25 protein-coding genes and 1 pseudogene are annotated in these 23,816 nt (G+C 69.6%); 9 read left to right on the top strand and 17 right to left on the bottom strand.

The features are described from left to right. The first annotated feature begins 49 nt into the window (after positions 1-49). Entirely contained in the window at positions 50-826 is a 777-nt protein-coding gene (gene heR, locus BMW78_RS04725; protein ID WP_091756934.1) for a heliorhodopsin HeR, read from the top strand. A gap of 114 nt (positions 827-940) precedes the next feature. Here heR and BMW78_RS04720 read toward each other — a convergent pair whose 3' ends face one another. From BMW78_RS04720 to BMW78_RS04700, 5 genes are all read right to left on the bottom strand, one after another. Continuing rightward, the gene (locus BMW78_RS04720; RefSeq protein ID WP_091756932.1) at positions 941-1,273 is read right to left on the bottom strand and encodes a putative quinol monooxygenase; all 333 of its coding nucleotides are present in this window, start codon (positions 1,271-1,273) and stop codon (positions 941-943) included. A gap of 151 nt (positions 1,274-1,424) precedes the next feature. After that, positions 1,425-1,904 carry a DUF1097 domain-containing protein gene (locus BMW78_RS04715; protein ID WP_091756930.1) on the bottom strand — a complete coding sequence of 160 codons (480 nt, stop codon included), beginning with the start codon at positions 1,902-1,904 and terminating at the stop codon, positions 1,425-1,427. Between the two features lie 41 nt (positions 1,905-1,945). Beyond that, the gene (locus BMW78_RS04710) at positions 1,946-2,980 is read right to left on the bottom strand and encodes an NAD(P)-dependent alcohol dehydrogenase (RefSeq protein ID WP_218144227.1); all 1,035 of its coding nucleotides are present in this window, start codon (positions 2,978-2,980) and stop codon (positions 1,946-1,948) included. Further along, positions 2,977-3,774, bottom strand: coding sequence for an iron-sulfur cluster assembly protein (locus BMW78_RS04705; RefSeq protein ID WP_245735664.1), 798 nt, complete (start codon positions 3,772-3,774; stop codon positions 2,977-2,979). The genes BMW78_RS04710 and BMW78_RS04705 overlap by 4 nt, the downstream gene beginning before the upstream one ends. A 37-nt stretch (positions 3,775-3,811) precedes the next feature. Next, on the bottom strand, positions 3,812-4,873 hold the full coding sequence (locus BMW78_RS04700) for an amidohydrolase family protein (protein ID WP_091756927.1): 1,062 nt from the start codon (positions 4,871-4,873) through the stop codon (positions 3,812-3,814). Positions 4,874-5,026: 153 nt separating this feature from the next. Between BMW78_RS04700 and BMW78_RS04695 the strand changes: the two genes are divergently transcribed. Continuing rightward, on the top strand, positions 5,027-6,526 hold the full coding sequence (locus BMW78_RS04695; protein ID WP_091756925.1) for an AAA-type ATPase lid domain-containing protein: 1,500 nt from the start codon (positions 5,027-5,029) through the stop codon (positions 6,524-6,526). On the opposite strand, the gene BMW78_RS04690 is transcribed toward BMW78_RS04695, so the two are convergent. Continuing rightward, positions 6,507-6,773, bottom strand: coding sequence for an ANTAR domain-containing protein (locus BMW78_RS04690; protein ID WP_091756923.1), 267 nt, complete (start codon positions 6,771-6,773; stop codon positions 6,507-6,509). The genes BMW78_RS04695 and BMW78_RS04690 overlap by 20 nt on opposite strands. A 374-nt stretch (positions 6,774-7,147) precedes the next feature. On the opposite strand from BMW78_RS04690, the gene BMW78_RS04685 reads away from it, so the two are divergent. The 3 genes from BMW78_RS04685 to BMW78_RS04675 all read left to right on the top strand — a co-directional run bounded on the left by BMW78_RS04685 (position 7,148) and on the right by BMW78_RS04675 (position 9,255). After that, on the top strand, positions 7,148-7,813 hold the full coding sequence (locus BMW78_RS04685) for a nitroreductase family protein (RefSeq protein WP_091756921.1): 666 nt from the start codon (positions 7,148-7,150) through the stop codon (positions 7,811-7,813). A gap of 175 nt (positions 7,814-7,988) precedes the next feature. After that, positions 7,989-8,750: a maleylpyruvate isomerase family mycothiol-dependent enzyme gene (locus tag BMW78_RS04680; protein WP_218144226.1), complete on the top strand. Its 762-nt coding sequence runs from the start codon at positions 7,989-7,991 to the stop codon at positions 8,748-8,750. Positions 8,751-8,757: 7 nt separating this feature from the next. Further along, positions 8,758-9,255 (top strand): VOC family protein, encoded by a 498-nt coding sequence (locus BMW78_RS04675; RefSeq protein ID WP_091756919.1) that lies wholly within the window; start codon positions 8,758-8,760, stop codon positions 9,253-9,255. 89 nt (positions 9,256-9,344) lie between these two features. Here the strand turns inward: BMW78_RS04675 and BMW78_RS04670 are convergent, their stop codons facing one another. The 3 genes from BMW78_RS04670 to BMW78_RS04660 form a co-directional block, all read right to left on the bottom strand. Beyond that, the gene (locus BMW78_RS04670) at positions 9,345-10,100 is read right to left on the bottom strand and encodes a class I SAM-dependent methyltransferase (protein WP_218144225.1); all 756 of its coding nucleotides are present in this window, start codon (positions 10,098-10,100) and stop codon (positions 9,345-9,347) included. After that, positions 10,097-11,722 carry an alkaline phosphatase family protein gene (locus tag BMW78_RS04665; protein ID WP_143056147.1) on the bottom strand — a complete coding sequence of 542 codons (1,626 nt, stop codon included), beginning with the start codon at positions 11,720-11,722 and terminating at the stop codon, positions 10,097-10,099. The genes BMW78_RS04670 and BMW78_RS04665 overlap by 4 nt, the downstream gene beginning before the upstream one ends. A gap of 98 nt (positions 11,723-11,820) precedes the next feature. Then, the gene (locus BMW78_RS04660) at positions 11,821-12,597 is read right to left on the bottom strand and encodes a CDP-alcohol phosphatidyltransferase family protein (RefSeq protein ID WP_218144224.1); all 777 of its coding nucleotides are present in this window, start codon (positions 12,595-12,597) and stop codon (positions 11,821-11,823) included. Between the two features lie 23 nt (positions 12,598-12,620). Between BMW78_RS04660 and BMW78_RS04655 the strand changes: the two genes are divergently transcribed. Further along, positions 12,621-13,526 (top strand): class I SAM-dependent methyltransferase, encoded by a 906-nt coding sequence (locus BMW78_RS04655; RefSeq protein WP_342707703.1) that lies wholly within the window; start codon positions 12,621-12,623, stop codon positions 13,524-13,526. Here BMW78_RS04655 and BMW78_RS04650 read toward each other — a convergent pair. The 6 genes from BMW78_RS04650 to BMW78_RS04625 all read right to left on the bottom strand — a co-directional run bounded on the left by BMW78_RS04650 (position 13,486) and on the right by BMW78_RS04625 (position 18,386). Further along, on the bottom strand, positions 13,486-14,178 hold the full coding sequence (locus tag BMW78_RS04650; RefSeq protein WP_091756912.1) for a GTP cyclohydrolase II: 693 nt from the start codon (positions 14,176-14,178) through the stop codon (positions 13,486-13,488). The genes BMW78_RS04655 and BMW78_RS04650 overlap by 41 nt on opposite strands. Positions 14,179-14,189: 11 nt before the next feature. Then, positions 14,190-14,882, bottom strand: a complete 693-nt coding sequence (locus BMW78_RS04645) for a RibD family protein (RefSeq protein ID WP_091756910.1) — start codon at positions 14,880-14,882, stop codon at positions 14,190-14,192. Further along, a complete protein-coding gene (locus BMW78_RS04640; protein WP_342707702.1) occupies positions 14,875-15,861 on the bottom strand; it encodes a lysylphosphatidylglycerol synthase transmembrane domain-containing protein in 987 nt (328 codons plus the stop codon). Before BMW78_RS04640 ends, BMW78_RS04645 begins: the two co-directional genes overlap by 8 nt. A 64-nt stretch (positions 15,862-15,925) precedes the next feature. Then, positions 15,926-16,804, bottom strand: a complete 879-nt coding sequence (locus tag BMW78_RS04635; RefSeq protein WP_245735662.1) for a glycosyltransferase family 4 protein — start codon at positions 16,802-16,804, stop codon at positions 15,926-15,928. A 191-nt stretch (positions 16,805-16,995) separates the two neighbouring features. Then, complete coding sequence (locus BMW78_RS04630; protein ID WP_091756904.1) at positions 16,996-17,394, bottom strand: 6-pyruvoyl trahydropterin synthase family protein; 399 nt, start codon at positions 17,392-17,394, stop codon at positions 16,996-16,998. Beyond that, a complete protein-coding gene (locus BMW78_RS04625) occupies positions 17,382-18,386 on the bottom strand; it encodes a zinc-dependent alcohol dehydrogenase (protein ID WP_091756902.1) in 1,005 nt (334 codons plus the stop codon). Before BMW78_RS04625 ends, BMW78_RS04630 begins: the two co-directional genes overlap by 13 nt. A 169-nt stretch (positions 18,387-18,555) precedes the next feature. Between BMW78_RS04625 and BMW78_RS04620 the strand changes: the two genes are divergently transcribed. After that, complete coding sequence (locus BMW78_RS04620) at positions 18,556-18,957, top strand: hypothetical protein (protein WP_091756900.1); 402 nt, start codon at positions 18,556-18,558, stop codon at positions 18,955-18,957. Between the two features lie 464 nt (positions 18,958-19,421). Next, a pseudogene (uvrA, locus tag BMW78_RS04615) lies at positions 19,422-21,937 on the top strand (excinuclease ABC subunit UvrA). Between the two features lie 448 nt (positions 21,938-22,385). Here uvrA and BMW78_RS20680 read toward each other — a convergent pair. Beyond that, a complete protein-coding gene (locus BMW78_RS20680; protein WP_177180270.1) occupies positions 22,386-22,553 on the bottom strand; it encodes a hypothetical protein in 168 nt (55 codons plus the stop codon). Position 22,554: 1 nt separating this feature from the next. On the opposite strand from BMW78_RS20680, the gene BMW78_RS04610 reads away from it, so the two are divergent. Next, positions 22,555-22,989, top strand: coding sequence for a ferritin family protein (locus BMW78_RS04610; protein ID WP_091756899.1), 435 nt, complete (start codon positions 22,555-22,557; stop codon positions 22,987-22,989). A gap of 303 nt (positions 22,990-23,292) precedes the next feature. Here BMW78_RS04610 and BMW78_RS04600 read toward each other — a convergent pair whose 3' ends face one another. Then, on the bottom strand, positions 23,293-23,637 hold the full coding sequence (locus BMW78_RS04600; RefSeq protein ID WP_091756895.1) for a hypothetical protein: 345 nt from the start codon (positions 23,635-23,637) through the stop codon (positions 23,293-23,295). Positions 23,638-23,816 lie beyond the last annotated feature (179 nt).

Here is a 23,816-nt window from a genome sequence, read left to right as displayed (position 1 = left end):
AGTGCGCACATCACCCACCCTCTCGCCCGTCGCGACCCATGATGGAGCCATGAGCAGCACCACCATGACCGCGGAGGGTGTCGGCGAGCGCAGCCTGGGGTCCCTGCGCCGCTGGAACACCGGCCTCACCGTGCTGCACCTCGGACAGGCCATCGCCATCCTCGTGCTCGCGACGGACTTCGCGGTGACGGTGACTCGTTCCCTTCCCACCGGACCGCCCGGCTCCAAGCCCGGCTCCCCCGAACCGCTGTTCGACCTCCCCGTGGGCGCAGCGGTGGCGGTGTTCCTCGCGCTCGCGGCCCTCGACCACCTGTTGTGCGCCACGGCCCTTCGCCACACCTATGAGGACGACCTGCGTGCAGGGATCAACCGACTGCGCTGGGTGGAGTACTCCTTCAGCGCAACGACCATGGTGGTGCTGATCGCCTTGTACACCGGGATCGACGGGATCTCCGCCCTGATCGGCATCGTCGGCGCCAACGTGGCCATGATCCTCTTCGGCTGGCTGCAGGAGTCCGCGAACCCTCCGGGGCGCTCGACGCTGACGATGAAGCCGTTCTGGTTCGGGTGCATCGCGGGCGCCGCGCCGTGGGTGGCGATCGCCTACAACCTGGTGGCCGCCGAGGAGGTCCCCGGCTTCGTGGTCGGCATCTTCGTGTCGCTGTTCCTGTTCTTCAACAGCTTCGCGCTCAACCAGTGGCTCCAGTACCGCCAGGTCGGGCGCTGGCGCAGCTACGCCTTCGGTGAGAAGGCGTACCTGGTGTTGAGCCTGGTCGCGAAGTCGGCTCTCGCCTGGCAGATCTTCGCCGGCTCCCTGGCGACCTAGAGGTGCCTGCCCTTGCGTGGGCGACACGGGTTCGGACCTGCACCAACCAGGGCGACTCTGCACGTCGAGGGGGCGCCGCGTCGGCCACGCGCGTGGCTCTCACCCGGTCTCGGGTCAGGACTGGCGCGGGGTGATCTCCCCCATCGGACCGAAGCCGGCCACGTCCTCGGCGTCGACGTAGATGATCTGTGGTTGGGCGGACACGATGTCCGGCATCTCCGCCATGAAGCGCGCGACGTGCTCCTGCCGCATGTGCTCCCCGCCGGCGGCCTCATCGGCGAACCCCTCGATGCAGACATAGGTCTGCGCGTCCTCGACGCTGCGGGAGAACTCGAAGAAGACGCAGCCGGGCTCGGCGTTGACCGCCTTGGAGTAGTAGCCGGACAGCTGCTCCCACTCGTCCTGCCGGTCGGGGCGAATGGGGAACTTGACGACGATGAGGATCACGGGTGCCTCCTGGGTGACGGACTGGTCAGGTGGTGGGGGTGACGTGAGCGGGGGGTGACGTGGGCGGGTTGTCCTGCGCGCACCATGGCGGTGGCAGTGTCCGTGGGTGGCCGCCACGTCTGGAGGCCACCCACGCACCGGATCGATGGCGTCAGGCCGGGCTCGCCTCGGCTGTCGGCTGCTGCTTGACCAGCCCCGACTGGATCCTCGCCCCGAGTGCGCCGGAGAGCCAGCCGAGACCGGCCCCGATGACCAGGGCGGTCACGGTGGGCCAGAACGCGGATTCGGTTCCGAAGAAGGACGCCGCTCCCACGAAGGCACCGGGGATGAAGGACAACGGGCCGAAACCCGCCTGCAGGCACATGAACAGTGCGATGACGCCGACGCCGACGGCGAGGGCCCCGGGGAACGTCGCGAGGCCGAGGAAGCCGACGGCGAGCCAGCCGTAGACGACACCGGACAGGTTGGCGAGCAGTCCCCTGCTCAGCCCGGTGGCTCCCGTCCCGGCGGCGAAGTAGGTCGCCCAGGCGACGAACCCGACCCAGGTGATGAGACCGGTCCACACCGAGACCTGGGTCCAGAGAGCGGCAAGGGTGCCGATGGAGAGGCCGACGCCGAGGTAGTTCTTCATGGTGGACTCCTTTGTCCGAGAGGGCGCTCGAGAAGTGCCGCTCAGGGCACGAGGATGGCGCGACCCCGGACGTTGCCGGTGTCGAGGTCGGTGATGGCCTGCTGGAAGTCGTCAAGGGCGTACTTCTGCGTGTGCAGGGTGACGGCACCCGTCGCGGCGAGCGCCATGAGGTCCTGCAGGTCGTTGTAGGACCCGACGAGGTTCCCGATGACGTTCTTCTCGCTGGAGATGAGGTCGATGGTGGGGACGTCGACGTTCTCGCCGTACCCGACGACGTGGTAGTCCCCGGCGGCGCGCGTCATGGCGATGCCCTTGCTCGTCGATCCGTTCTCACCGACGAAGTCCACGACGACCTCGGCGCCGAGCCCCTCGGTGAGGTCGAGCACCGCGTCGACCTGGTGCTCGTCACCCAGCACGCCGATGTGGGCGCCGATGGCGGTTGCGAGCTCGAGCGCGGCAGGGTTCCGGTCGACGACGACGAGCCGCGCCGGGGTGAGCGCCTTGAGCACCTGGATCCCGATGTGTCCCAGGCCCCCGGCACCGATGACCACGCACGTGTCCCGAGGGGTGAGCCTGCGGGCCGCCTTCGCGGCCGCGTGGTATGCCGTGAGGCCGGCGTCGGCGAGCGCCGCGACGTCCGCGGGTTCGAGTGAGTCGTCGATCCGCACGACGGAACGGGCGGACGTCAGGATGTACTCGGCATACCCGCCGTTGGTGTCGATGCCCGGGAACGCGCTGTTGGCGCAGTGGACGTCGTCACCGGAACGGCACGCCCGGCACAGCCCGCAGGTGATGAGCGGGTGGAGGATCACCTTGTCCCCCACCTTGACGTTGGTAACGGCCGAGCCGACGGCGTGCACCCAGCCGGCGTTCTCGTGCCCGATCGTGTAGGGCAGCCGGACCTGCGACTTCTCGGCCCACTGCCCCTCGAGGATGTGCAGGTCGGTCCGGCACACCCCGGCTCCGCCGATCTTCACCACGACGTCCCAGGGTTCGGAGACCTGGGGGGTCGGCACCTCTGCCATCTTGAGGTTGTCGTGGTAGCCCACGACCTGGACGGCGCGCATCGTGCTCATGACTGGTGCTCCTTGGCGGGGAAGGGGAGGGCGGAGAGTGGGAGGAGGTGGTGGTGGTCGGCGGGTTCGGCCCCGTCGAGCCGGGGCGCCTGGGCGGCGCCGGCGCCTTCGTACCGGGTCCGCAGCAGGCCGCGGCAGAAGTGGGCGTTGCCGTCGATGGAGATCCGGGTCGCCCGGGCTCGACGCAGCGCCATCGGCACCTCGACGGGCTCGTAGCCGCGGCCCTCGTGGTCGACGAGGACCGGCGCGTCCGGGGTGGTCGGCAGGCCCAGGACGGCACGGCGGCGCAGCAGCGCCTCGGTATGCCGTCCGGTGGGCAGGTCCGCGAGCCTCACCTTTCCGAGGGCCTCCTCGGGGAGGTCGGGGTTCCCCCGGAACAGCGCGGTCAGGCACCGTTCCATCGCCGCGGTGTGGGCCTTGCGCCGGAACGTCATCCGGAGCTCGTCGAGGTCGCGCTCGGCCTCGTGCCCGAAGGTGCCGAGGTAGCCGGCGTCGGCGGCCAGACCGGCGTTGATGAGTGCGGAGTCGTGGTGGTCGTCGAGCTCGACGACCACCCGGCCCACGCCGGGCACCTCGCCCAGGGCGTCCTTGCTGTCGGCGCACATGAGGTAGGCGAAGTTGGGCGAGCAGAACGAGGTGGGCAGGCGCAGGTGCACCGTGACGGTGGTTGGCGCAGCTGGGCTGTCCGCGCCCTCGATCGCGATGGAGTGGACGAAGCCCAGGTGGGTGATCGGCTCGTCGAGCTCTGGGTCCAGGACGGCATCCAGCGCGTGCCGGACGTCGTCCTCCGTCACAGTGAGTCGTCGCTCGGGAAGGACCGCGGCCACGGCGTCACACCGTCGCCAGCGGGGAGTCGGCGACGTCCGCGGCCGCCGGATCCCGCGGACCCGTCGCCGGCGCGGCGTCCTCCTCCGGCAGGCGCAGCTCGGCCGGCACCTCGATGCCGTACATCTTCGCCGCGTTGAGGCCGAGGATCTTCTTCTTCGCCTCCACCGTGAGCGGGGCGTACTCCGTCATGTCCTCGGGGATCTGGAAGTCGACGAAGGCCTCGACGAGCCACTTGGGGGTCCAGATCGCGTAGTCGCTGGAGAAGAAGAGGCGGTCCTCGCCGACCCAGTAGAGGAGCTCACCCATGATCTGTGCGAAGTACCGCGGCCTGGTGTGCATGAACGGCATCGCGACCGCGAGCCCGCCGTAGACGTTGGGCTCCTGGGTGGCGATCCAGCAGTAGTCCTCCAGGCGCGGCAGGCCCACGTGCTCGACGACGAAGTTGAGCCCCTGGAAGTCCGTCGCGACGTGGTCGATGTCGGCGACGTCGAAGGCGTCGCGGTCGAGCGGACGGATCGTGGGGCCCTTGTGGATGTGGATGTTCGTGATGCCGAGGCGCTCGCACTCCTCGAGGTACCGGTACGTCCATGGGTCGGTCAGCTTCCACCCGCGGGACTCGCCGTGCCACTCGGCCGTGTAGAGCTTGACGCCCTTGAACTTCATCTTCTCGTGGTCGCGCCGGAGGTCGTCGAGGCCCTGCTCACCGTTGCGGGGGTCGAAGCAGTGGTTGTAGGTGAGCTTGTCGGGATGCGTCTGCGCGAGCGCGAAGGCTTCCTCCGTCTGCCCGAAGCCGTTGTTGTAGAACTCGCCGAGGAGTGCCGGCTGGAAGATGGCGTGGTCGACGTAGCCGTCCTCGAAGAGGTCCTTCATGAGGCGCTCGGTGCCGTAGTAGAGGTACTCGTCGTACGACCACACCTCGCTCTCCGGCGAGAGGTTGCGGTGGTAGTCGTAGAAGCAGTCGATGAACTGCTTCCCGTGGACGTTGCGGAGGTTCGCCTCCCGGGCGTCCCAGAGCGCGATGTGCGCATCGACGATGAAGTACTTCTCGCCGTCCTTGGTGTACATGGTCTCTCCTAGGGGTCGACGTCGTTGTCGAGTGAGAAGGAACCTAGGAAGCGCCGGCGCCGGACCACAGGGGACCGATGTCTCACTTTGAGACATCAGGTCTTCCCCCGGAGGACGGGCGCCGCTTACCGTCTTGGGGATGGACGAGGGTCGATGACCGCCTCTGACGAGGCCAGGCTTCCTCTCCGCGCCGGGGCGGAGTACCCCGGACCCGAGGGTCCGGTGTCCCGCCGCGTGCTCGCCTCGTGGCAGCGGTCCGAGGACTACGGCGTCCCCCTGGAGGCCGTGGACCCCGTCTGGGCGGGGTCCCTCATCAGCGACTCCCTGTTCTTCGAGTGCGGGCACGAGGTGCTCACCACGCTGCACCAGACGCTGGCGAGCGAGCCTGTCGCGGTCATGCTCACCGACGCCGACGGCCTCGTGCTGAACCGGTTCTCCGGGGACACCTCGCTGCTTCGCGCGCTCGACCGCGTCCACCTCGCACCCGGGTTCGCCTTCTCCGAGCGCGAGGTCGGCACGAACGGTCTCGGCATGGCCCTCGCCGACCGCACGCCCTCGCTGGTGCGGGCGGAGGAGCACTACTCCCACAGCCTTTGCACTTACACGTGCGCCGCTGTGCCGGTGCTCGACCCCCTGACCGGGAGGCTCGAGGGCAGCGTCAACATCACGACTTGGGCGCAGCGCTCGGCCGACCTCCTCCTCGCGCTCGCACAGTCGGCTGCCTCCAACACCGCGGCCCTCATGCTCGCCCGGTCAGCCGGTCAGCACCCTCGACCCCAGGCACGCGGAGGTGTCTTCCGCGTCAAGACCGCACGCCTCGAACCGAGCGCTGGCACCCTCCAGACATCGTCAGCGTCGTGGTCCGACGCCTCGGCCAGGGCCACGGCGGCCTTCATAGAAGACCGCGTCGTCGCCGCGACCGGGGAACCGGGATCCGGACGAGCCACCCTTCTCGGGCAGACCATCCGCCGTGCCCGCCCCGGGTTCCGCATCCTCTCGGCGGCGGTCCCGGCTCCCGAGGACGTCGGCGCCTGGCTCGCGCTGTGGACCCCCGAGCTCACCAAGGCGCACACCGCCGTCATCGTCGAGAACGTCGACGCACTCCCCTCGTGGGCGGCGCAGGAGCTGCACGACCGGGTCGCCGCGACGGTGCGCTCGATTCCCGCGGATGGACGTGGGGCCGCCCTGACCTGGGCGGTGACGGCCAGCCGTCTCGACGAGATCCCGGCCCCACTCGTCGGGCTGGTCGACAGGGTCCTGCCGGTCGCGCCGCTGCGGGAACGGATGGAGGACGTCCTGCCGCTCGCCCGACTGGCCGCCTACCAGACACGGCTCCGAGAGGTCGGCTTCACCCCGGCTGCCGAACGTGCCCTCACCTCCTACGGCTGGCCGGGCAACGTCGCCGAGCTCTTCACAGTCGTGCACGACGCCGCGACGCGCACCGAGCTGGTCGACGTGCGCCACCTTCCGTCATGGCTGGTGAGCAGCGGTCGGCGGCTCACCCGTATCGAGTCGTTGGAGCGGGACGAGATCACCCGCGTCCTCGGCCTCCCCAGAATGACGATGAAGCAGGCGGCCGTGGAGCTCGGCCTGAGCAGGGCGACGCTCTACCGCAAGCTCGCGCAGTACGGCATCAACCCCGGCAACCGCTGACCGCGAGGACTCCGAACGCGCGATCCGGTGCCAGGTCGAACCGCTCCATCAGGATGCCGGTGGCTTGACCGATCACCGTTCTGCCCCCGAGAGCCTTCTCCAGGTTCTCAACTTCCTGGGCGCCCGCCATGGCCACGCCGACGTGGGCAGCGAGAGCCATGCCGTCGTGGACGTCATCGGCGGTGAATGCCGACCTGCTCCTGCCATAGAGGTTCAACGCACCGAGGTTGTCGCCGGTGGAGAACAAGCGGTAGCCGACGATGCTGAGCAGTCCCAGCCGACGGACGACCTCCGGGCTTGAAATCCTCGTCTTCCGGCATCAGCGCAGCATGACCGAAACCGACCCTCCCGACAACTGCCCCACGAAGGCCTCGGGTCGGTGCAGTGTCGCCCTGTCCGATGGTCTGGTGGGTGTCGCGCCCTTGGCGTACGCCCAGACCCGCGTTGGTTGTTGTCACCGACGAGGCACCTAGGGGTCGGTGGCCCGAAGGACTAGTCGAGTTGGGTTCTTGCGGACCTGGGTTGCCCCGTAGTCCATGGTGGTGCCCGGTCCCGGCGCAACCTGTGCTGGTTCGCCCCGCCGCTGAGGGCCTACCAGCGCTCCGGGCTATGGTGCCTCGCATGGACCTGTACGAGGTCATGCGAACTACGGCGGCTGTGCGGGAGTTCACCGACGATCCGCTGCCAGACGAGGTGCTCCACAGGATCCTGGACAACGCCCGGTTCGCCCCCAGTGGAGGCAACCGCCAAGGCGTCCAGGTCATCGTCGTCCGCGACTCGGCCATGCGGGAACGGCTGGTCGAGGTCACCGAACCGGGCGCACGGAGGTACCACGCGCAACGAGCGGCCGGGGAGACCCCGTGGAGTGCCTACACACCCAGCGGTGTCACCGACCAGCAGGTGGCCCAGACGGCTGTTCCGGCGTCGGTCACCGAGCCGCTGCGCCGAGCTGCCGTCGTGCTGGTCGTCTGTGTCGACCTGCGCAGGGTGGCTGCCCTGGACAAGGACCTCGATCGGGTCGGCGTCGTCGCGGGTGCGTCGGTCTACCCCTTCGTGTGGAACATCCTGCTGGCGGCTCGGAACGAGGGGTTCGGGGGCACCATCACCACCATGGCCGTCGCCGAGGAGCCGGCCCTGAAGCGGCTGCTCGGCATCCCCGAGCCGTTCGCGGTCGCCGCGGTCGTCCCCCTCGGGAAGCCGGTGCGGCAGCTGAAGCGGCTGAGCCGTGTCCCCGTGGCCGAAATGACCCGTTGTGGGCACTGGAACGGTGACCCCCTCCGGATCTAGCCTGACGTTGAACGCGCAACTACACGCTCACCGGCGCCAGGTCCCGGCCTTGCCCCGGTCGCAGCCTCCACCGGATCCAGGTCCGGCGCCGCGGTTCTCCACTTCGTCGGGAGGTGCGGGCATGGGCACGTGGAACGCCATGACCCCGGAAGGCAAAGCCACGATCCTTCGGGTCGTGCGACAGGAAGCAGAGCAGTTCTTCGACCTGGTCGACAGCGACGAGGCCTGGGAGGCGCCGACCGGGGCAGGGCACTGGCAGGTCCGGGACGTCGTCGGTCACCTGGTGGACACCACGGAGGCGTACTTCGTCGCGTTCGACGCGGCACGGGGGCACAAGGAGGTCGAGCCGGCATACGGCCTGCCCGGCATGGCGGCGCGCTGCGACGAGATGGCGCAGGCGTTTCGCACTGCGCCACGCGCGGAGCTCGTGGCGCGGGCCCGCACCGACTTCGACAAGATGATGGAGACCTTCGACGGGCTCACCGACGAGGACTGGACCAACTTCCTGGTCACGCACTTCTACATGGGCCCGCTCCCCTCGTTCTTCTACCCGGCGTTCCAGCTGATGGACTACGGCGTGCACTCCTGGGACATCCGGCAGGGCACGGGCCGGGCACACGGGCTGTCGGGTGAGGCTGCCGACCTGCTCACGCCGTTCATGTTCGTCCTGTGGCAGTACACCACCAACCCGGTCACCCCGAACGACGTGTGTGACATCGGCATCCGCATCACGTCGGGGCCGAATGCCGGGGACACGCACGTCTCGTTGACCGAGGAAGGGTTCTCCTACTCCGTCGGGGAGACCGACGGGCTGACGGTCCTCGAGTTCGACCCGGGAAGCTTCGTGCTCACGGCGTTCGGGCGAAGCAACGCCGGCACGATCAGGGGCGACCGCGCGGTCGCGGACCGCTTCTTGAACATCTTCTTCAGGATCTGAGGCACGCATGACCGAGATCGACCTCCCCGCGATCGACGCCGAACGCGCGCGGCTCCGTGACCTGTACCTCCAGCCGGCGGACCGTCGCCCGGCCTCGAGCGCCCGCGGTCTGCACCACTTCGCCGTGCTCGCCCGCGACGTCGAGGAGACGATCAGGTTCTACCAGGGGGTGCTGGAGTTCCCGCTGACCGAGATCTTCGAGAACCGCGACTACAAGGGTTCGAACCACTTCTTCTTCGACATCGGCAACGGCAACCTGTTGGCGTTCTTCGACTTTCCAGGGCTGGGCCTCGGCCCCTACGCGGAAGTTCTCGGCGGCCTCCACCACATCGCCATCTCTGTCGAACCGAGGACCTGGGAGCGGCTCAGGGGTCGGCTCGACGATGCCGGCGTCGAGTACCTGCAGGAAAGTGGGACGTCGATCTACTTCCGCGACCCCAACGGGGCACGGCTGGAGCTGATCGCCGACCCGCTCGGGGAGATGTACGGCAACAAGGTCCTGTGACCGTCCACGCGAAGACCGTCCACGCGAGCGGCTGACCCCAGTCGGGACTCGGATGGGTCGAACATCGGCCCTCCGGCAACGGCGGGCGGTCAGGCCCTCCTCTCCGTGACGAAGGCGAGCTTCCGTACGCGACGTTCGCGAAGCCAGTGGCTCCAGATCCGGTGTGCTGTGAGCAGTTCGCGCAGGGTCGGGTCACCGGCGCCGAACTCTCTCTCCACGGCACCGAGATGGAGCACCAGCGCCTCGACCACGATGTGGTGTGCTTCGGTGCAGTCCTGCTGCCACAGGACTCGCATTCCCGCTTGCTGCAGGCAGCTACACAGATCCGCCAAGGGCGTGGGCCAGACGGTGTCGGCGGCGGGCATGAGTGCTCGCTCAGCCGTGGTGAGGGGGTGCCCTGCCTCGATGGTGAAGGCGAAGCGGCCTCCAGGCGGAAGTGCTGAGGAGACCGCCCGCATCAGGGCCACCTTGTCGGGGAACGCCAGCATCGTCTCCAGGAGAAGAACCACATCGAACTGGCCCGACGGCAGGGGCGGGACTCGAGAAACCTCGAAGCGGCAGTTCCCACCGGCCCGCTGGCGCGCCACCTCGATCGCGCGGGGGTCGGCGTCGACACCGAGGTAGTCGCAGCCCGAAGTGCGCGCGATGAGACGGCCGGGGCCGGCGACTCCACAGCACAGGTCCAGGACCGCGACAGCGGGCGAGACCCCGGCCCGCGAGGCAAGATCAAGGATCTCACTGGCCCGCATGAAGCCCTCCTGTCCGACGTACTCGCCGGATCCGTATGCCGCGCGCCGGGCGCGCTGCAGTGCGCGCTGCCGTCGAGCAGCCAGCCCGGAGCTCACTTCCCCTCCCCCGCCACCTGGACGCTGGGACCGCTGTAGGCGGCCAGGAACCGGTCGCGGAAGGCGTCCATCCGCCAGACCGGAGCGCCGGCGTGCGGGCGCAGGCCGTCCTGCCAGCCCCAGCCCGAGATGCGTGCGAGGACCTGGGGGTCGCGGGCGAGCACGCTGACAGGTACGTCCCGGTTGCCACCGAAGCCGCTGACGATGGTCGCCGGCTGGTGGTCACCGAGCATGATGACGACGAGCTTGTCGTTGCCGTACTTCTCGATGAACCCCAGCAGCGCGGTGAGGGAGTACTCGATGGATGTCATGTAGGCGGCGGGGACGCGGTCGCGATGGCTCCACAAGGCCGCGGCCGTCTGCGCACGGGCGTGGATGGCGTCGAAGACCGATCCGTCCCCGAGCCGGTCCCAGCCGACCATCGTCGGCTGGGGCGCCCACGGCCCGTGGCTCGACGCGAGGTCGATCTCCGCCATGAGGGGCGCCGCGCTGGTGTCCATGGCCTCGATCCGCTGGAACGCCTGCAGAGCGTACTGGTCAGGCATGGAGGAGAAGCCGAAGGAGGGGCCGGCGTAGCCGAGGTCGGAGCTGTCGTACACCCTGTCGAAGCCGTAGTAGGCCTGCCCTTCGGGCCACGGTGCCCGGTCGGACGGCAGCACTGCCGCTGTCCGCCAGCCCGCGCGGCCGAACGCGCTGGCGAGGCTGGTGCGGTGGCCGGACAGCAGCCGGTCGTAGCTCGACTGGTTGTCGACCCACACCCCGGACTGCAGGGTCGCGTGCGCCAGCCAGCTGACCCCGCCGAACGTCGGTGACGTGAGGTAGGCGCTCCTGGCCCCGAACCCCACAGCCTTCAGCTGCCGGGTGTCGGCGTCCAGCACGGTCTGGACCTTCTGGGACGCGGACCCGGTTACCGCCACGCGCCCGTAGCTCTCGACGAAGACGAGCAGCACGTCCTTGCCCCGGAGCCCCGCGAGATCGGCCGAGCCAGGGGCCCGGTAGGCGTCCGCGCGCACAGCCGCGTCGAACCTCCGCCGCGCCGCCAGCGCCCGTGTGGAGTCTTTCATCTCCCTGGTGGCGAACTGCACGGTGTCCCACGCGGCGACCGGTTCCCGTGGCGCTGCGTGGGCTCCCGCCACGGCCGCAGCCGACCACGTCATCGCGAGGATGGTGACGACGACCACGGAAGGCGCGGGGCGACGCTGCACCAGTCGGGCCACCTGCCCCACCGCCAGGGGGAGGCCGACGAGGAGGGCGACGGCCATGAGAACGGCTCCGACCGTGACGGCGGAGCCGACCACCGCACCGTAGGAGACGACGAGGAAGCTGACGGCGGACCGGAGCTGGCCGCGGTCGGTCACCACGTTGAACGGGCGGTCGAGCACCCCGAAGAAGCCGATCTCGAGGACCTTGAGGACCGTCAGCACGCCAAGCGGGACGCCCACGACCACTGCCACCACCGACGGCGCACGGGTCAGGCGCCCCGACAGGAACAGGACGAGCAGAACCAACCCGATGCCCTCGATCGGGATGCGCGCCAAGCTCATCGGCGTGAGCTCGTCGGGCCGGTTGCGCAGCAGCAGCGCCGACCAGAGGACCACGACCGCGAGTCCGTTGGCGGTCATGGTCAGCACACGGCGACGGGTCACCGTCCCCGGGGCAGGAGCTCCCGTCGGGGGGACGGGTTCCGCAGAGACGGGTCCCGCAGAGGCCGCACGCACCGCTACACCGCCTCGGTGTGCGGCTCAGGATGCACCACGGTGGACATCACGGCGGTCATCACAGCAGCGTCCCTCGAACGACGGTTGGTCGCTCGCTCGTGCAGCAACCAGGCGACGTCCCGCCCGAAGGACTCCGACAGCAGTGCCAGTCCCAGGACGAGACCAGCAATGCTGACCCCGCGCGGCAGCACGTCCGCAGCCGCCGCGGTCAACACGACTCCCTGCGCTGCGGTGACGACCTTGCGCCAGTATCGGTACGGCAGCCGTGCGCGCATCCAGGGCGCCACCCATCCGGCGACCCCGAACACGTAGCGCATGAGGCCGGCGGTCAGGACCCACGCCCCGAAGCCGGTGGTGACCTGCACGCTGAGAACGAGGATGAGGAACGCGTCCACTTCTCCGTCGAAGCGGCCCCCGAACGCGGAGGAGGTTCCGGTACGCCGGGCGACCCAACCGTCAACGGCATCGAGCAGAAGGGCCACCACGGTGACGGGGACGAACCATGCAGTCTGCGGCCGGTGCAGCACGGCCTCGGTGGCAAGCCCGGCGAGCGCGCAGGCGATCACTGCTCGAGAGAGCGTGATGAGGTCGGCGGCCCCTGGCACGTGTGACCCGGCTCCGCTCTTCAGGCCGACGGCGAGCGTCGCGTTGAGGACAACGCCACACAGGAGTCCTACGAGGCAGCCGGTGGTGCTCATTCCTATCGCCACCGCCAGCGTCGTCACGAGCACCATTGCGGCAACCGCCCCCAGCACCGTGAAACGTCGAGCAGTCAGCACGGTGTCCCCCCTTCGCATGGCCTGTGCCAGTGTGGTGCCTACTCCATGGAGACGGGACGGGACGGCGATCGGTTCACCCGACGTCCGTGGCCGGAGGGGGACGCGTGGGCACCGGACACGGAAGGGCCAGCCCGGACTGGCTCGCGTTGCGAGAGCGTGCGGACGCCGCGGCGCGCGCGCCAGAGCTGGTCGAGCAGGTCCGAAGCCACCTCCCCGGGCGCGGCCTGGTCGTGCACGACCTCGGGTGCGGCACCGGGTCGATGGCACGCTGGCTGGCCCCGCAGCTGGCTGGCCCACAGCACTGGGTGATGGTCGACCGCGATGCCGAGCTGCTCAGGGTCGCCGCAACCAGCGCCCTCGGGCCGGCCGCGGACGGCAGCGCCGTCACGGCGGAGAGACGCCAGCGCGACATCACCCGCCTTGCGCCGGAAGAGCTCCGCCGCGCGGGGCTCATCACGGCCTCTGCCCTGCTCGACATGCTGACCGATGAGGAGCTCAGCCGGCTCGTGGTGAGCTGCGCGGCTGCCCGATGTCCGGTGCTGATCACCCTGAGCGTCACCGGGCACGTGGACCTCCTGCCGTGCGACCCCTTCGATGAGGTGGTCAGGGAGGCGTTCAACGGACATCAGCGCCGCCGCCTCATCGGCGGCCAGAGGCTTCTCGGACCGGATGCCGTGGACGCCGCCGTCGACTGGTTCCACCGCGCCGGCCTGGAGGTCCTGCTCCGGCTAAGCCCATGGCGGCTTGGTCCTGATGAACACCAGCTGCAGACGCAGTGGTTCACGGGATGGCTCGGCGCTGCGTGTGAGCGGTCTCCGGGTCTCGCGGCGCAGGCGTCCGCCTACGCGGAACGGCGTTTGGCCGACGCGGCTGCCGGGCGGCTCCGGGTCACCGTGCACCACCAGGACCTTCTGGTTCTCCCCCGATGAGGTCTGACACCTCGAGCTGGTGCGCGCCACGGCGGACCTTGGTCGCGAGGTAGTGGGCGTTCTCCTCCGACAGGTGCAGGCCCGTGGGGACCATCTCGCTGACGGTCACCCCCAGTCGCCGCAGCTGCCGGGCCTTGTCGGGGTTGTTGCTCAGCAGCGCCACCGTGGACTGGCCCAGCGTGAAGAGCATCTGCGCGGCAACGGTGTAGTCACGCTGGTCCTCGTCGTAGCCGAGTGCGACGTTGGCTTCGTAGGTGTCGAGGCCGTCGTCCTGCAGCACGTAGGCGTCGAGCTTCGCGTACAGCCCGATGCCGCGACCCTCCTGGCGCAGGTAGAGCAGGAACCCGCCGCTGGCCGCCAGCCTGGTGACCGCCTCGCGGAGCTGCGGGCCGCAGTCGCAGCGGCTGCTGCCGAAGACGTCGCCGGTGAGGCACTCGCTGTGCAGACGCGTCAGTGCCGGCGTCAGGGAGTCGGCTGTGTCGGCTCTGTCGGCAAGGGGTTTGGCCCGCTCCCCCAGACCGAGCGCAACGTGCTCGCGACCGTCGGCCAGACCCTCGAAGGTGAAGACCCGCGCGGTGGTGCTGAACCCGTCGGGAAAGCGCAGCGGCACCATCACCTCGGTGCGGATGGTGGCTGCGGGCGGTCGTGGCATCACCGTGCCCCTCAACGCTCGCCGAACCGGGGTGACAGGGCATACCGCAGCAGCGCGACGTCGTCGATCTGCCGCACCTCGGCCAAGGTGGCGCGCCGCGCGACAGACCAGGGGAACACGCCGTCGCCGACGAACCGCGGGGCAGCCGCCTCCCCGACGAAGAAGGGCGCCACCACGAGCTGCAGCTCGTCGGCGAGGCCTGCCGTCAGCATCTGGGTGTGCACGGCACCTCCGCCCTCGACCATCAGCCGACGCACGCCCCGGGCGTGGAGGTCCTCGCTGACCCGCTGCAGCTCGACGGGTGCGCCGGCGTCCACGACGGTGGCCACGCCGTTGAGCCGGGTGCGGGTACGGGCAAGCGCCTCGTGGGCGCAGTAGACCAGCTTCTCGCCGTCACCGTTGACGAAGAACTGGGCTCGCGGGTCGAGGTCACCGGCCCGTGTGACGGTCACCTTCACCGGTGAGGGCGGGCGTCCTTTCGAGACCCGGTCGGCGCGTCGCGTGGTGGAGCGGACGAGCAGCCGCGGGTTGTCGTAGCGAATGGTGGCGGCACCCACGAAGATCGCGTCGGAGGCGGCTCGTTCACCGTCGACACGGTCGAAGTCGGCTGCGTTGGACAGTTGCAGTCGTCCGTGGGAGGCGCTGTCGAGGTAGCCGTCCAAGGACATGCAGCAGCTGAGCAGTGTGTAGGGCCGTTCACCCATGCCCCACCTCCCTGAACCGCTCGAGACCGGCCGCCGCCAGGAGCAGGGCTCCCGGCAGAGCGCCGACCAACACCATGACGCCGTAGACGACAGCGGTGGTGACGCCGACCTGGGCCCCCAGGCCCCCGGCACCGAACGTCCACGCCGCCATGCCTTCACGCGGTCCCCACCCTGCAATGTTGGGCAGCCCCATGGCAAGCAGGACCACCAGTGCCAGCGGAAGAACCGTCGACAGTGGCGCTCCCGATCCGGCTGTGCGCGCCGCCACCAGGAAGGTCACGACGTGACCGCACGCGGCCACCACGGAGGCCAGAAGGATGCGCCAGCCGGTATGCCGGGCGAGCAGCACCGACCGCAGCTCGGCACGCGCTGGACCCACCGTGCGCAACCAGCCGGCTGCCCGGCCCAGCGCCTGCCCTGCGAGCGGGCTGCGGTGCAGCCGCCACAGCACGAGCGCGAGGACCATCGCTGCCCCGGCAACGACGGCTTCGAGCTCCCGCACCCCGTGGCGAACGGGTGAGGGCAGCAGGGCCAGGGCACAGCCGGCTCCGGCCACCAGCACTGTCTGGCCTGCGAACCGTTCCCAGACCACCGACCGCACCGACCGGCGCCGGTCCTGGACCGTCCGGCCGTGACGCACCGCCCGGTCCACGTCGCCGAGCACTCCGCCCGGCGTGGTGAGGTTGAGGAGCTGCGAGCGGTAGTAGGCAAGGACGGCGGTACGCAGCGGCAGGGTGATGCCCAGTCCTCGGGCCACCAGGGTCCACCGCCATGCACAGCTCAGGGTGGTCACCAGCGCCACCCCGAGGGAGGTTGCCAGGGACCGGGCATCGATCTGTCCCAGACCCGCGACGAACGGTCCCGTACCGAGCCGCCACACGAGCGCACCCAGCACGCCGGCGGCGACAAGGTTTCGAGGCCAGCCGCGCCAGTGAGCCCCCCGGCGCGGGGCGGTGGCGGTGCGGCGCAGCCGGTGCACTGACGGCCCCTGTCTGTCGTGTCGGGGTTTGCACCGGACAAGACGGAACAGGCGGCTCGATGGTTCATGCTTCTGCGCCCGTCTGCTCGAGGACGTCAGCCACCCGGCGAGCCGTCACCGACCACGGGGCCAGCAGGAGCCGTCGCTCGTGCGCGGAACGCCGCAGCGCAGCTCGCAGCTCGGCATCGCACAGCCAGCTTCGCACAGCCCCCGCGAATGCCTCGGGATCGCCTGCCGGCACCAGCAGGCCGGGCCGAGTGCCGTCCGGCCCCCGGCCAAGGGCTTCCGCCACACCGCCCACGCGCGCCGCCACGACGGGCAGTCCCCGAGCCAGCGCCTCGGTCACCACGAGCCCGTACGTCTCGAACCGAGAGGCGAGAAGGACCGCGTCGGCCGCGGCATACAACGCGTCGAGGTCGTCCTCCCCCAGAGGTCCGGTGAGGCGGAGCCGGTCCGCGATGCCGGCCTCCTCCGCCTCGCGCATGACGCGCCGCACGAAAGGGGGGTCGAGGTGCAGCGCGCCGACGAACGTGCACCGCCAGGGCAGGTCGGTCAGCTGCGCGAGGGCCTGCACCAGCTGGTCGTGTCCCTTGCCCGGGACGACGGCGGCGACGCAGAGCAGCTGCCCACCGGTGGTGGTGCCGGACGCCAGGTCGGCGGTGTCCGTCCCCGCTCGGGCCATGTGCACGCGACCGGCGTCCAGCTCGTAGCGGTCGAGGAGCCACCGCCGGGTCCACGCACTCGTCGTCAGCACGGCGGCCGCAGCCGACAGCACCGCCAGCTCGGATCGATGAGCGGCCTCGGCGACGTCCTCGTCCAGGAGAGCAGCAAGCGGTGTGTGCACGAGAACCGTCACCCGCAACCGGGTCGCCGCCCGCACGACGACCTCCGGGGCCCATGAGGCAACCAGTCCGTCGAGGAGGACGATGGAACCGTCGGTCACCCCCTCCAGGGACTCAGCCAGCGCCGCGGGCGCCTGCGTGTCCGGGCCTGGCCGGGGACCTGGGACGGTGTGCAGTCTCACCGACCACCCGAGCTCGGTGAGACCGGTCCAGATCCGCCGATCGTAGGTGTTGCCACCGCTCGGCCGCGTCGGGTCGTCGACCGCGTCCGGGACGACCACGTGCGCCGTTGTCACAGGTCGCGTTCGTAGCTCGCCCATGCCACATGGGACTCTCGCAACGTGACCGCGATCCCGGCCAGGTGCTCGGCGGCCGGGCCCAGCTCCCCCTCACTGGCGCGCGTCGCGAGGGCGTCGGCGACCACCTTGGCGAGCGCCTCTGTGGTCGTGTTGACGCCGGCGAAGACCGGGTCGTCGTCGAGGTTGCGGTAGGTGAGCTCGCCAATGACGGCGCGCAGCTGCTCTGTCGCCCGTCCGATGTCGACCACGACGCCATCCGCGTCGAGCGACGCGCTGCGGAAGGTCGCGTCCACGATGAATGTCGCGCCGTGAAGCCGTTGGGCCGGACCGAACACCTCTCCACGGAGGCTGTGAGCCACCATCATGTGGTCTCGCACGGTCACACTGAACATCGCTCCCCCTCGCTGTAGGCGATGGTGTGGCAGATCGCCGGCAGGCGACCATCGGCCAGCTGCTCCATGACGGCCGGCAGCTCCTCGAAGTCGGACCGGCCGGTCAGGAGCGCGTCGAACGCTGGGTCCCGCAGCAGGTCCAAGGCGATGCGCAGCCGATCGGCGTGCGACCGCCTCGAGCGCCGAGCCGGGGCCACCTCGCCCACCTGGCTGGCGCGGATGGCCAGGCGCCCGGAGTGGAAGGTGCCGCCGAGGGCCAGCCGGACCTCGTTGGTGCCGTACCAGCTGAGCTCGATGACGCTGCCCTCCGTGGCCAGCAGGTCGAGGGAGAGCTGGAGCCCCGCGGACGTGGCACTCGTGTGCACGACGAGGTCGCACGAGCCGACGAGGTCACCGACCTCTGCCGCATCGGCGAACCCCACGCCCAGGGCGGAGGCCACCGTGGCCCGGCCGGGGTCGACGTCGACCAGCGTGACCTGCGCCCCGGGGATTCGCCCCATCAGGCGGGCGACGCAGCAGCCGACCATGCCGGCACCCACGACGGCGACCCTGTCACCGACGAGGGGGGCGGCCTCCCACATCGCGTTGACGGCCGTCTCCACGGTGCCGGCGAGCACCGCGCGCTCCGCAGGGACGTCATCCGGTACCACGGCGACCGCCTCGACGGGCACGACGAACGCGCTCTGGTGGGGGTAGAGGGAGAAGACCGTTCGCCCCAGCAGGTGCCGCGGACCCTCCTCGACGGTTCCCACGTTCAGGTACCCGTACTTCACCGGCCATGGGAAGTCGCCGTCCTGGAACGGCGCCCGCATGACGGCATACTGGCTGGTGGGCACGCGCCCTTGGAAGACGAGCGTCTCGGTGCCCCTGCTCACAGCAGTGTGCAGCGTCCGGACGAGCACCTCGCCCGGTCCGGTCGGAGGCAGCTCCACGGAGCGCATCTCCCCCGACGAGGGCCCCACCATCCAGAACGCGCGCGCAGCACGGGACACGGCCCTCACCCTAGCCCGGGCACCACGGGTGCCATCGCCGAATCCGGGTCACCGCTTGCCGGTGACCTGCCCTTCGCCGTGGTGAACCTTGTGACCGGTTGGACCGTCCTCTCACCGGGAGACCCTGGAGAGTCCGGCGGCCACCACAAGGACGGAGAAGGTCATGAGAATGCGACTATTGGCTGCAGCGGGCGTACTCGTCTCGGGCGCTGTGCACCTCTGGCTGTGGTTCGACGGTTTTCGCGCCATCAGCGTCATCGGGCCCGCGTTCATGGTGAATGCGGTGGCTGCCGTGGTGATCACGGCACTGTTGCTGTTGTGGTCCCACTGGGTCCCGCTTCTCCTCGCGACCGGTTTCGGCGCGTCGACCCTTGCGGCTTTCGTCATCTCCGCAACCGTCGGCCTGTTCGGGGTGCATGAGCGGTGGACCGGTGGTGCGGTGCTGACCGCGGCCTTCGCGGAGCTGCTGGCCATCGGAGCCTCCATCGCAGCACTGGTCCACGAGTACGGGGTTCCCAACCGGGAGCTGGTGCGACACCCCCTCGCGACAGTGCACGCATCGAGGAGCTGATCCTGCAATGAGCGGGCCACGCACCTCGAGTGACCCGCGCACGGCGCTCTACGACCTCCCCGAGTCCGGGGTGCTGAACCTCTTCCAAGCGTCCTTCTGAGCACGAACCACTCCCCCAGCGTCCCCCGACGTACACCGAGATACGCGTTGGTTGTCACTCACTTAGTCACTCACCCCAATGGCCGGTCTGGCCGCCCGAGCTGGCGCACGGCACCCGCACTGCCCACCGATCTATCGCGGCACGATGACACGTCGAGGGCGTCCACTTCGCCGCCAGTGGGACGTGCCCTCGATCACTGATCCGGCTGCCGATGAGCCTGCGACCTCTCGCGATTGCGGTGGGCGACCGCAGAAGTTGCCGACCTGCAGCCGGCGTGACGGACGTGATCGCGGGGCGACCGCCTTGGGACAACCGGCGGCGGACTGGTTGTGCGCAGCGGCCACGTAGCGGCTAGACAGGGGGCGTGCCCCACGACCCCACCGACCACTTCGTCCATGTCCGCGGAGCCAGCGAGCACAACCTCAAGAACGTCGATGTCGACCTGCCCCGTGACGCGATGGTGGCCTTCACCGGGGTCTCGGGGTCCGGCAAGTCATCGCTGGCGTTCGGCACGCTCTACGCGGAAGCTCAGCGTCGCTACTTCGAGTCGGTCGCGCCATACGCCCGCCGGTTGGTGCAGCAGATGGGCGCTCCTCACGTGCAGGAGATCACCGGGCTGCCGCCTGCGGTGGCGTTGCAGCAGCGCCGCGGCGCCCCGAGCTCACGCTCCAGCGTGGGCACCCTCACGACGTTGTCGAACCTCCTCCGGATGCTCTACTCACGCGCTGGCACCTACCCCGCCGGGGCGCCTCGCCTGGCGGCGGAGGCGTTCTCGCCGAACACCGTGGCAGGCGCCTGTCCGCGGTGCCACGGCCTCGGTGAGGAGCACGACGTCAGCGAGGAGCTGATGGTGCCTGACACCTCCCTGAGCATCCGCGAAGGCGCAATCGCCGCGTGGCCGGGCGCGTGGCAGGGCGCCAACCTGCGCAGCATCGTGACCGGCCTCGGCATCGACGTCGACACACCCTGGCGATCCCTCAAGGCGAAGGACCGGCAGTGGCTGCTGTTCACCGACGAGCAGCCGAAGGTGTTCATCAAGCCCGAGCGTGACCGCGTCGACCACGGCTATTACGGCCTGTTCTGGAGCGCCCGGGCGCACGTCCACCACGTCCTGGCCACCTCAAAGAGCCAGATGATGCGGGACAAGGCGATGCGCTTTGTCCGCAGCCTCCCGTGCCCGGACTGCGCGGGGACGGGACTGCGCCCCGACTCCCTCGAGGTGACGTTCCGCGGCCTCAGCATCGCCGAGGTGAACGCGCTGTCGTTCACCGAGCTGGTTGCCCTCTTGAGGCCGGTGGCCGAGCTTTCGGAGGCGGCCGCTGCGACGTCGATGGCCGACTCGGGCGAGGCGACCGAGGTGGCGGTGCGCCTGTGCGGCGATCTGGTGGCGCGGATCCGGGTCCTGCTCGACCTCGGGCTGGGTTACCTCTCGTTGGGGCGCAGCTCCACGACGCTGTCGCCGGGCGAGGCGCAGCGCCTGCGCATCGCCACGCAGCTGCGATCGGGGCTGTTCGGGGTGGTGTACGTCCTCGACGAACCGTCAGCAGGGCTGCACCCGGCCGACGCGGCGCCGCTGCTCGACGTCCTGGAGACGCTCAAAGGTTCGGGCAACTCGCTGTTCGTCGTCGAGCACGACCTCGACATCGTGCGTCGAGCCGACTGGGTCGTCGACATCGGCCCGGGCGCCGGGGAGGACGGTGGCCGCGTGCTGTACTCCGGACCGGTCGAGGGCCTCGAGCAGGTGACGGACTCCGTGACAGGTGCACACCTCTTCGGCCGGGTGGAGGCACCACTTCGCCCCCAGCGCGCGCCCCACGGGTGGCTGCACCTGCGCGGGGTCAGCCGGCACAACCTCGAGGACCTCTCGTGGATGTGCCGCTGCGCGTCATGACTGCTGTGACTGGGGTTTCGGGCTCGGGCAAGTCCACCCTGGTCACCCAGGTGTTGGCCGAGCTGGCGCGCCGTCACCTCGGGCAGGCCCCCGATGACGCCGAGGACACCGAGCTCGAGATCGACGTCGACGACGTCACCGGGCTGGAGTCCTTCGACCGACTCGTGCGCGTGGACCAGCGCCCGATCGGCCGCACCCCACGCTCCAACCTGGCCACTTACACGGGCCTGTTCGACGCCGTGCGCAAGGTGTATGCCGCGACGCCGGCAGCGCGTGAACGTGGGTACGGCGCGGGTCGCTTCTCGTTCAACGTCGCCGAGGGACGGTGCGAGACGTGCCAGGGGGAGGGCTTCGTCACGGTCGAGCTGCTCTTCCTCCCCGGCACCTATGCACCGTGCCCGGCCTGCCACGGCGAGCGCTACAACCCAGAGACGCTGGAGATCGAGTACCGCGGCAAGAACGTCGCCGAGGTGCTGGCCCTGTCGGTCGAGGAGGCATCCGACTTCCTGGCCGACGTGCCGGCGGCCGCGCGCAGCCTGACCACGCTGAGTGAGGTCGGGCTGGGCTACCTGCGCCTGGGGCAGCCTGCCACCGAGCTCAGCGGTGGGGAGGCCCAACGGATCAAGCTGGCGACCGAGCTTCAGCGGGCGCGTCGAGGGCACGCTCTCTACCTGCTCGACGAGCCGACGGCAGGACTGCACCCCGCCGACATAGCTCTGCTGTTGCGCCAGCTGCACCGCTTGGTGGACGCCGGCAACACGGTGGTGCTGGTCGAGCACGATCTCGACACGATCATCAGCGCCGACTGGGTCATTGACCTGGGTCCGCGCGGCGGGGACGAAGGCGGTCGGGTGGTGGCCACGGGTACTCCGGAACAGGTTGCCCGGGCCGAGGCCAGCGCCACCGCGCCCTACCTGGCCGCTCGCCTCTCGTCCCACCCAGCCACGTCTCAAATGCGCGCAGTCACGGAAGAAGTCAGCAGTGAGTGAGCTCGGCTACCGCCGCCCCGGCTCACACCACCGCGCACGCCGACGGACCCCGAAGAGCTCCCGCGCACGGTCGTGCCGAGTGGGCGCGACCGACGCAGTCACTCAGTTAGTCACTCAAAGCACGGAAGAAGTCAAAGTTCGCCTACATCGGCGGGCCATGAGAACAGCCCCCGACCTGCGTTTCCGCTGGTCAGGGGCTGTTCAGGGATGGTGGGCGATACTGGGTTTGAACCAGTGACCTCTTCCGTGTCAAGCATTCCCTGACCCATCCGTGGACGTGCTTGGACGTCCTACTGAGCACGAACCAGTCCCCCAATATCCGTCCACGTCCGCCAGAACGCGCACCCGTTGTCAAGCAGTTGGTCAAGCGGTCGCCAGCCACCCGCCATACCTACGTGCACGACGCACAGGGGTATGCCGCCTGTCTCCTTCGATTTCCGGCAGCCCTTCACGCGCTGCCGCGGCAGTTGGCCAAGGTCTCTGACAGCCACTCAAGCTCGCGGGAGACATACTCCGCTTCGTGGCCCATCTTGAGGAGCGCCGGTAGGACGTCTCCGGTGTAGGTCTCGGCATACGCCGCCCAGGCGGCCCGCACCCACCACACCGCGGTCGCCAAGCTGTTCAGCGGTAGCGCCCAGGTCGAGCTGCAAGAGCACTTCGCCGGGGAAGCGGTGCTCGCCGGGCTGGTCGGCACCAACGCGGCCAACCTGAAGGACGCCATTGCTGGCGAGACCTACGAGCACACGACGATGTACCCGGGGTTCGCCAAGCAGGCGGCCAAGGATCACTGCACCGCCGCGAAGACACTGTTCACCGAGATCGCCGGGGACGAGGGCACGCACGCGGCCGCTTTCACGGTTGCTCTGCGGTCCCTCACCAACCCGAAGGTGAAGGTTCCGAAGCCGCCAACGGTTGACCCAGTGGTGATCACCGCCAGCACCCCGGCCTGCCCCGGAACACGGACGCAGGTCAATCTCCTCGCCGCCATGCACGGCGAGGCCTTCGCCTACGCCAAGTACACGGCATACGCCGCCCAGGCGGCCCGCCACTGATCAGGCCGGCCCTGATGAGACACCTGGACCCCCGGGAGGCTGGCGACATTGCCGCCTTCCCGGCGGTCCAGGCCTTGGCTGAGGTCCGTGGCGGGGCTCCTGGTCAACGGTGGGTCGGCTGGCCATCGCGGACCTTGAACGAGGATCCCGACGGCGCCTTCCACGCCGAGAAGGTCGACCTCGAGGGACATCACGGATTCGACAGGCAACGCCTCGACGATCATTTGGTCGACGCCGGATTCGCGGAAGTCAGCTCCGTTGACACCACGACCCAGTGCGGTCCGCGGATGAGCGCACTTTGATTCAGTGGTGGAACGGTGCGGAGAACTCGACACATCCGGAACCCAACACCTCTTCGTGTCGGACATCCCCGCCGTACTCGGTCCAGCTCCATGACCCTCCGCGCCCGACAATTCGGAGCATGCGCCCGTCAAGCGACGCGTCCTGAGCGTCCAGGGTCAGAATCTGGGTGCTGTCCAGACGAATCATGACTCGGTCCCCGTCGGTCGCCGCTTGCGACATCTGGTGCCAGTTGTCGAATGGCCGGCCGAACCAGCGCGGGGGAAGTCGGAGACCGGCGACCTCGTGATCGGGGAAGAAGGCGGTGACAGCTTGGGCGATGGTCGATGCGTCGCTGGACGAAGTCACCGAACCATGATGACGAGTCCGTCAGCCTCGCTGGTCGCAATCGCACTCGTCTGCCGCGTTCCGCTCGTTCGGAGCAAGGTGAGTGCCGCTTCTTAGCGCCCACTTTGGGCTACGCCGAGCCTCGGTCGGGCTTGCGCGCTGACGAGTGGTCAGAGGGCACCATGGTCATCCGCGTTCCC

This window comes from Pedococcus cremeus (genome assembly GCF_900111375.1).
GTDB classification, from domain to species: Bacteria; Actinomycetota; Actinomycetes; order Actinomycetales; family Dermatophilaceae; genus Pedococcus_A; species Pedococcus_A cremeus.
Note: the sequence above shows the minus strand (reverse complement) of the source record. Positions and strands in the feature narration are given on the sequence as shown.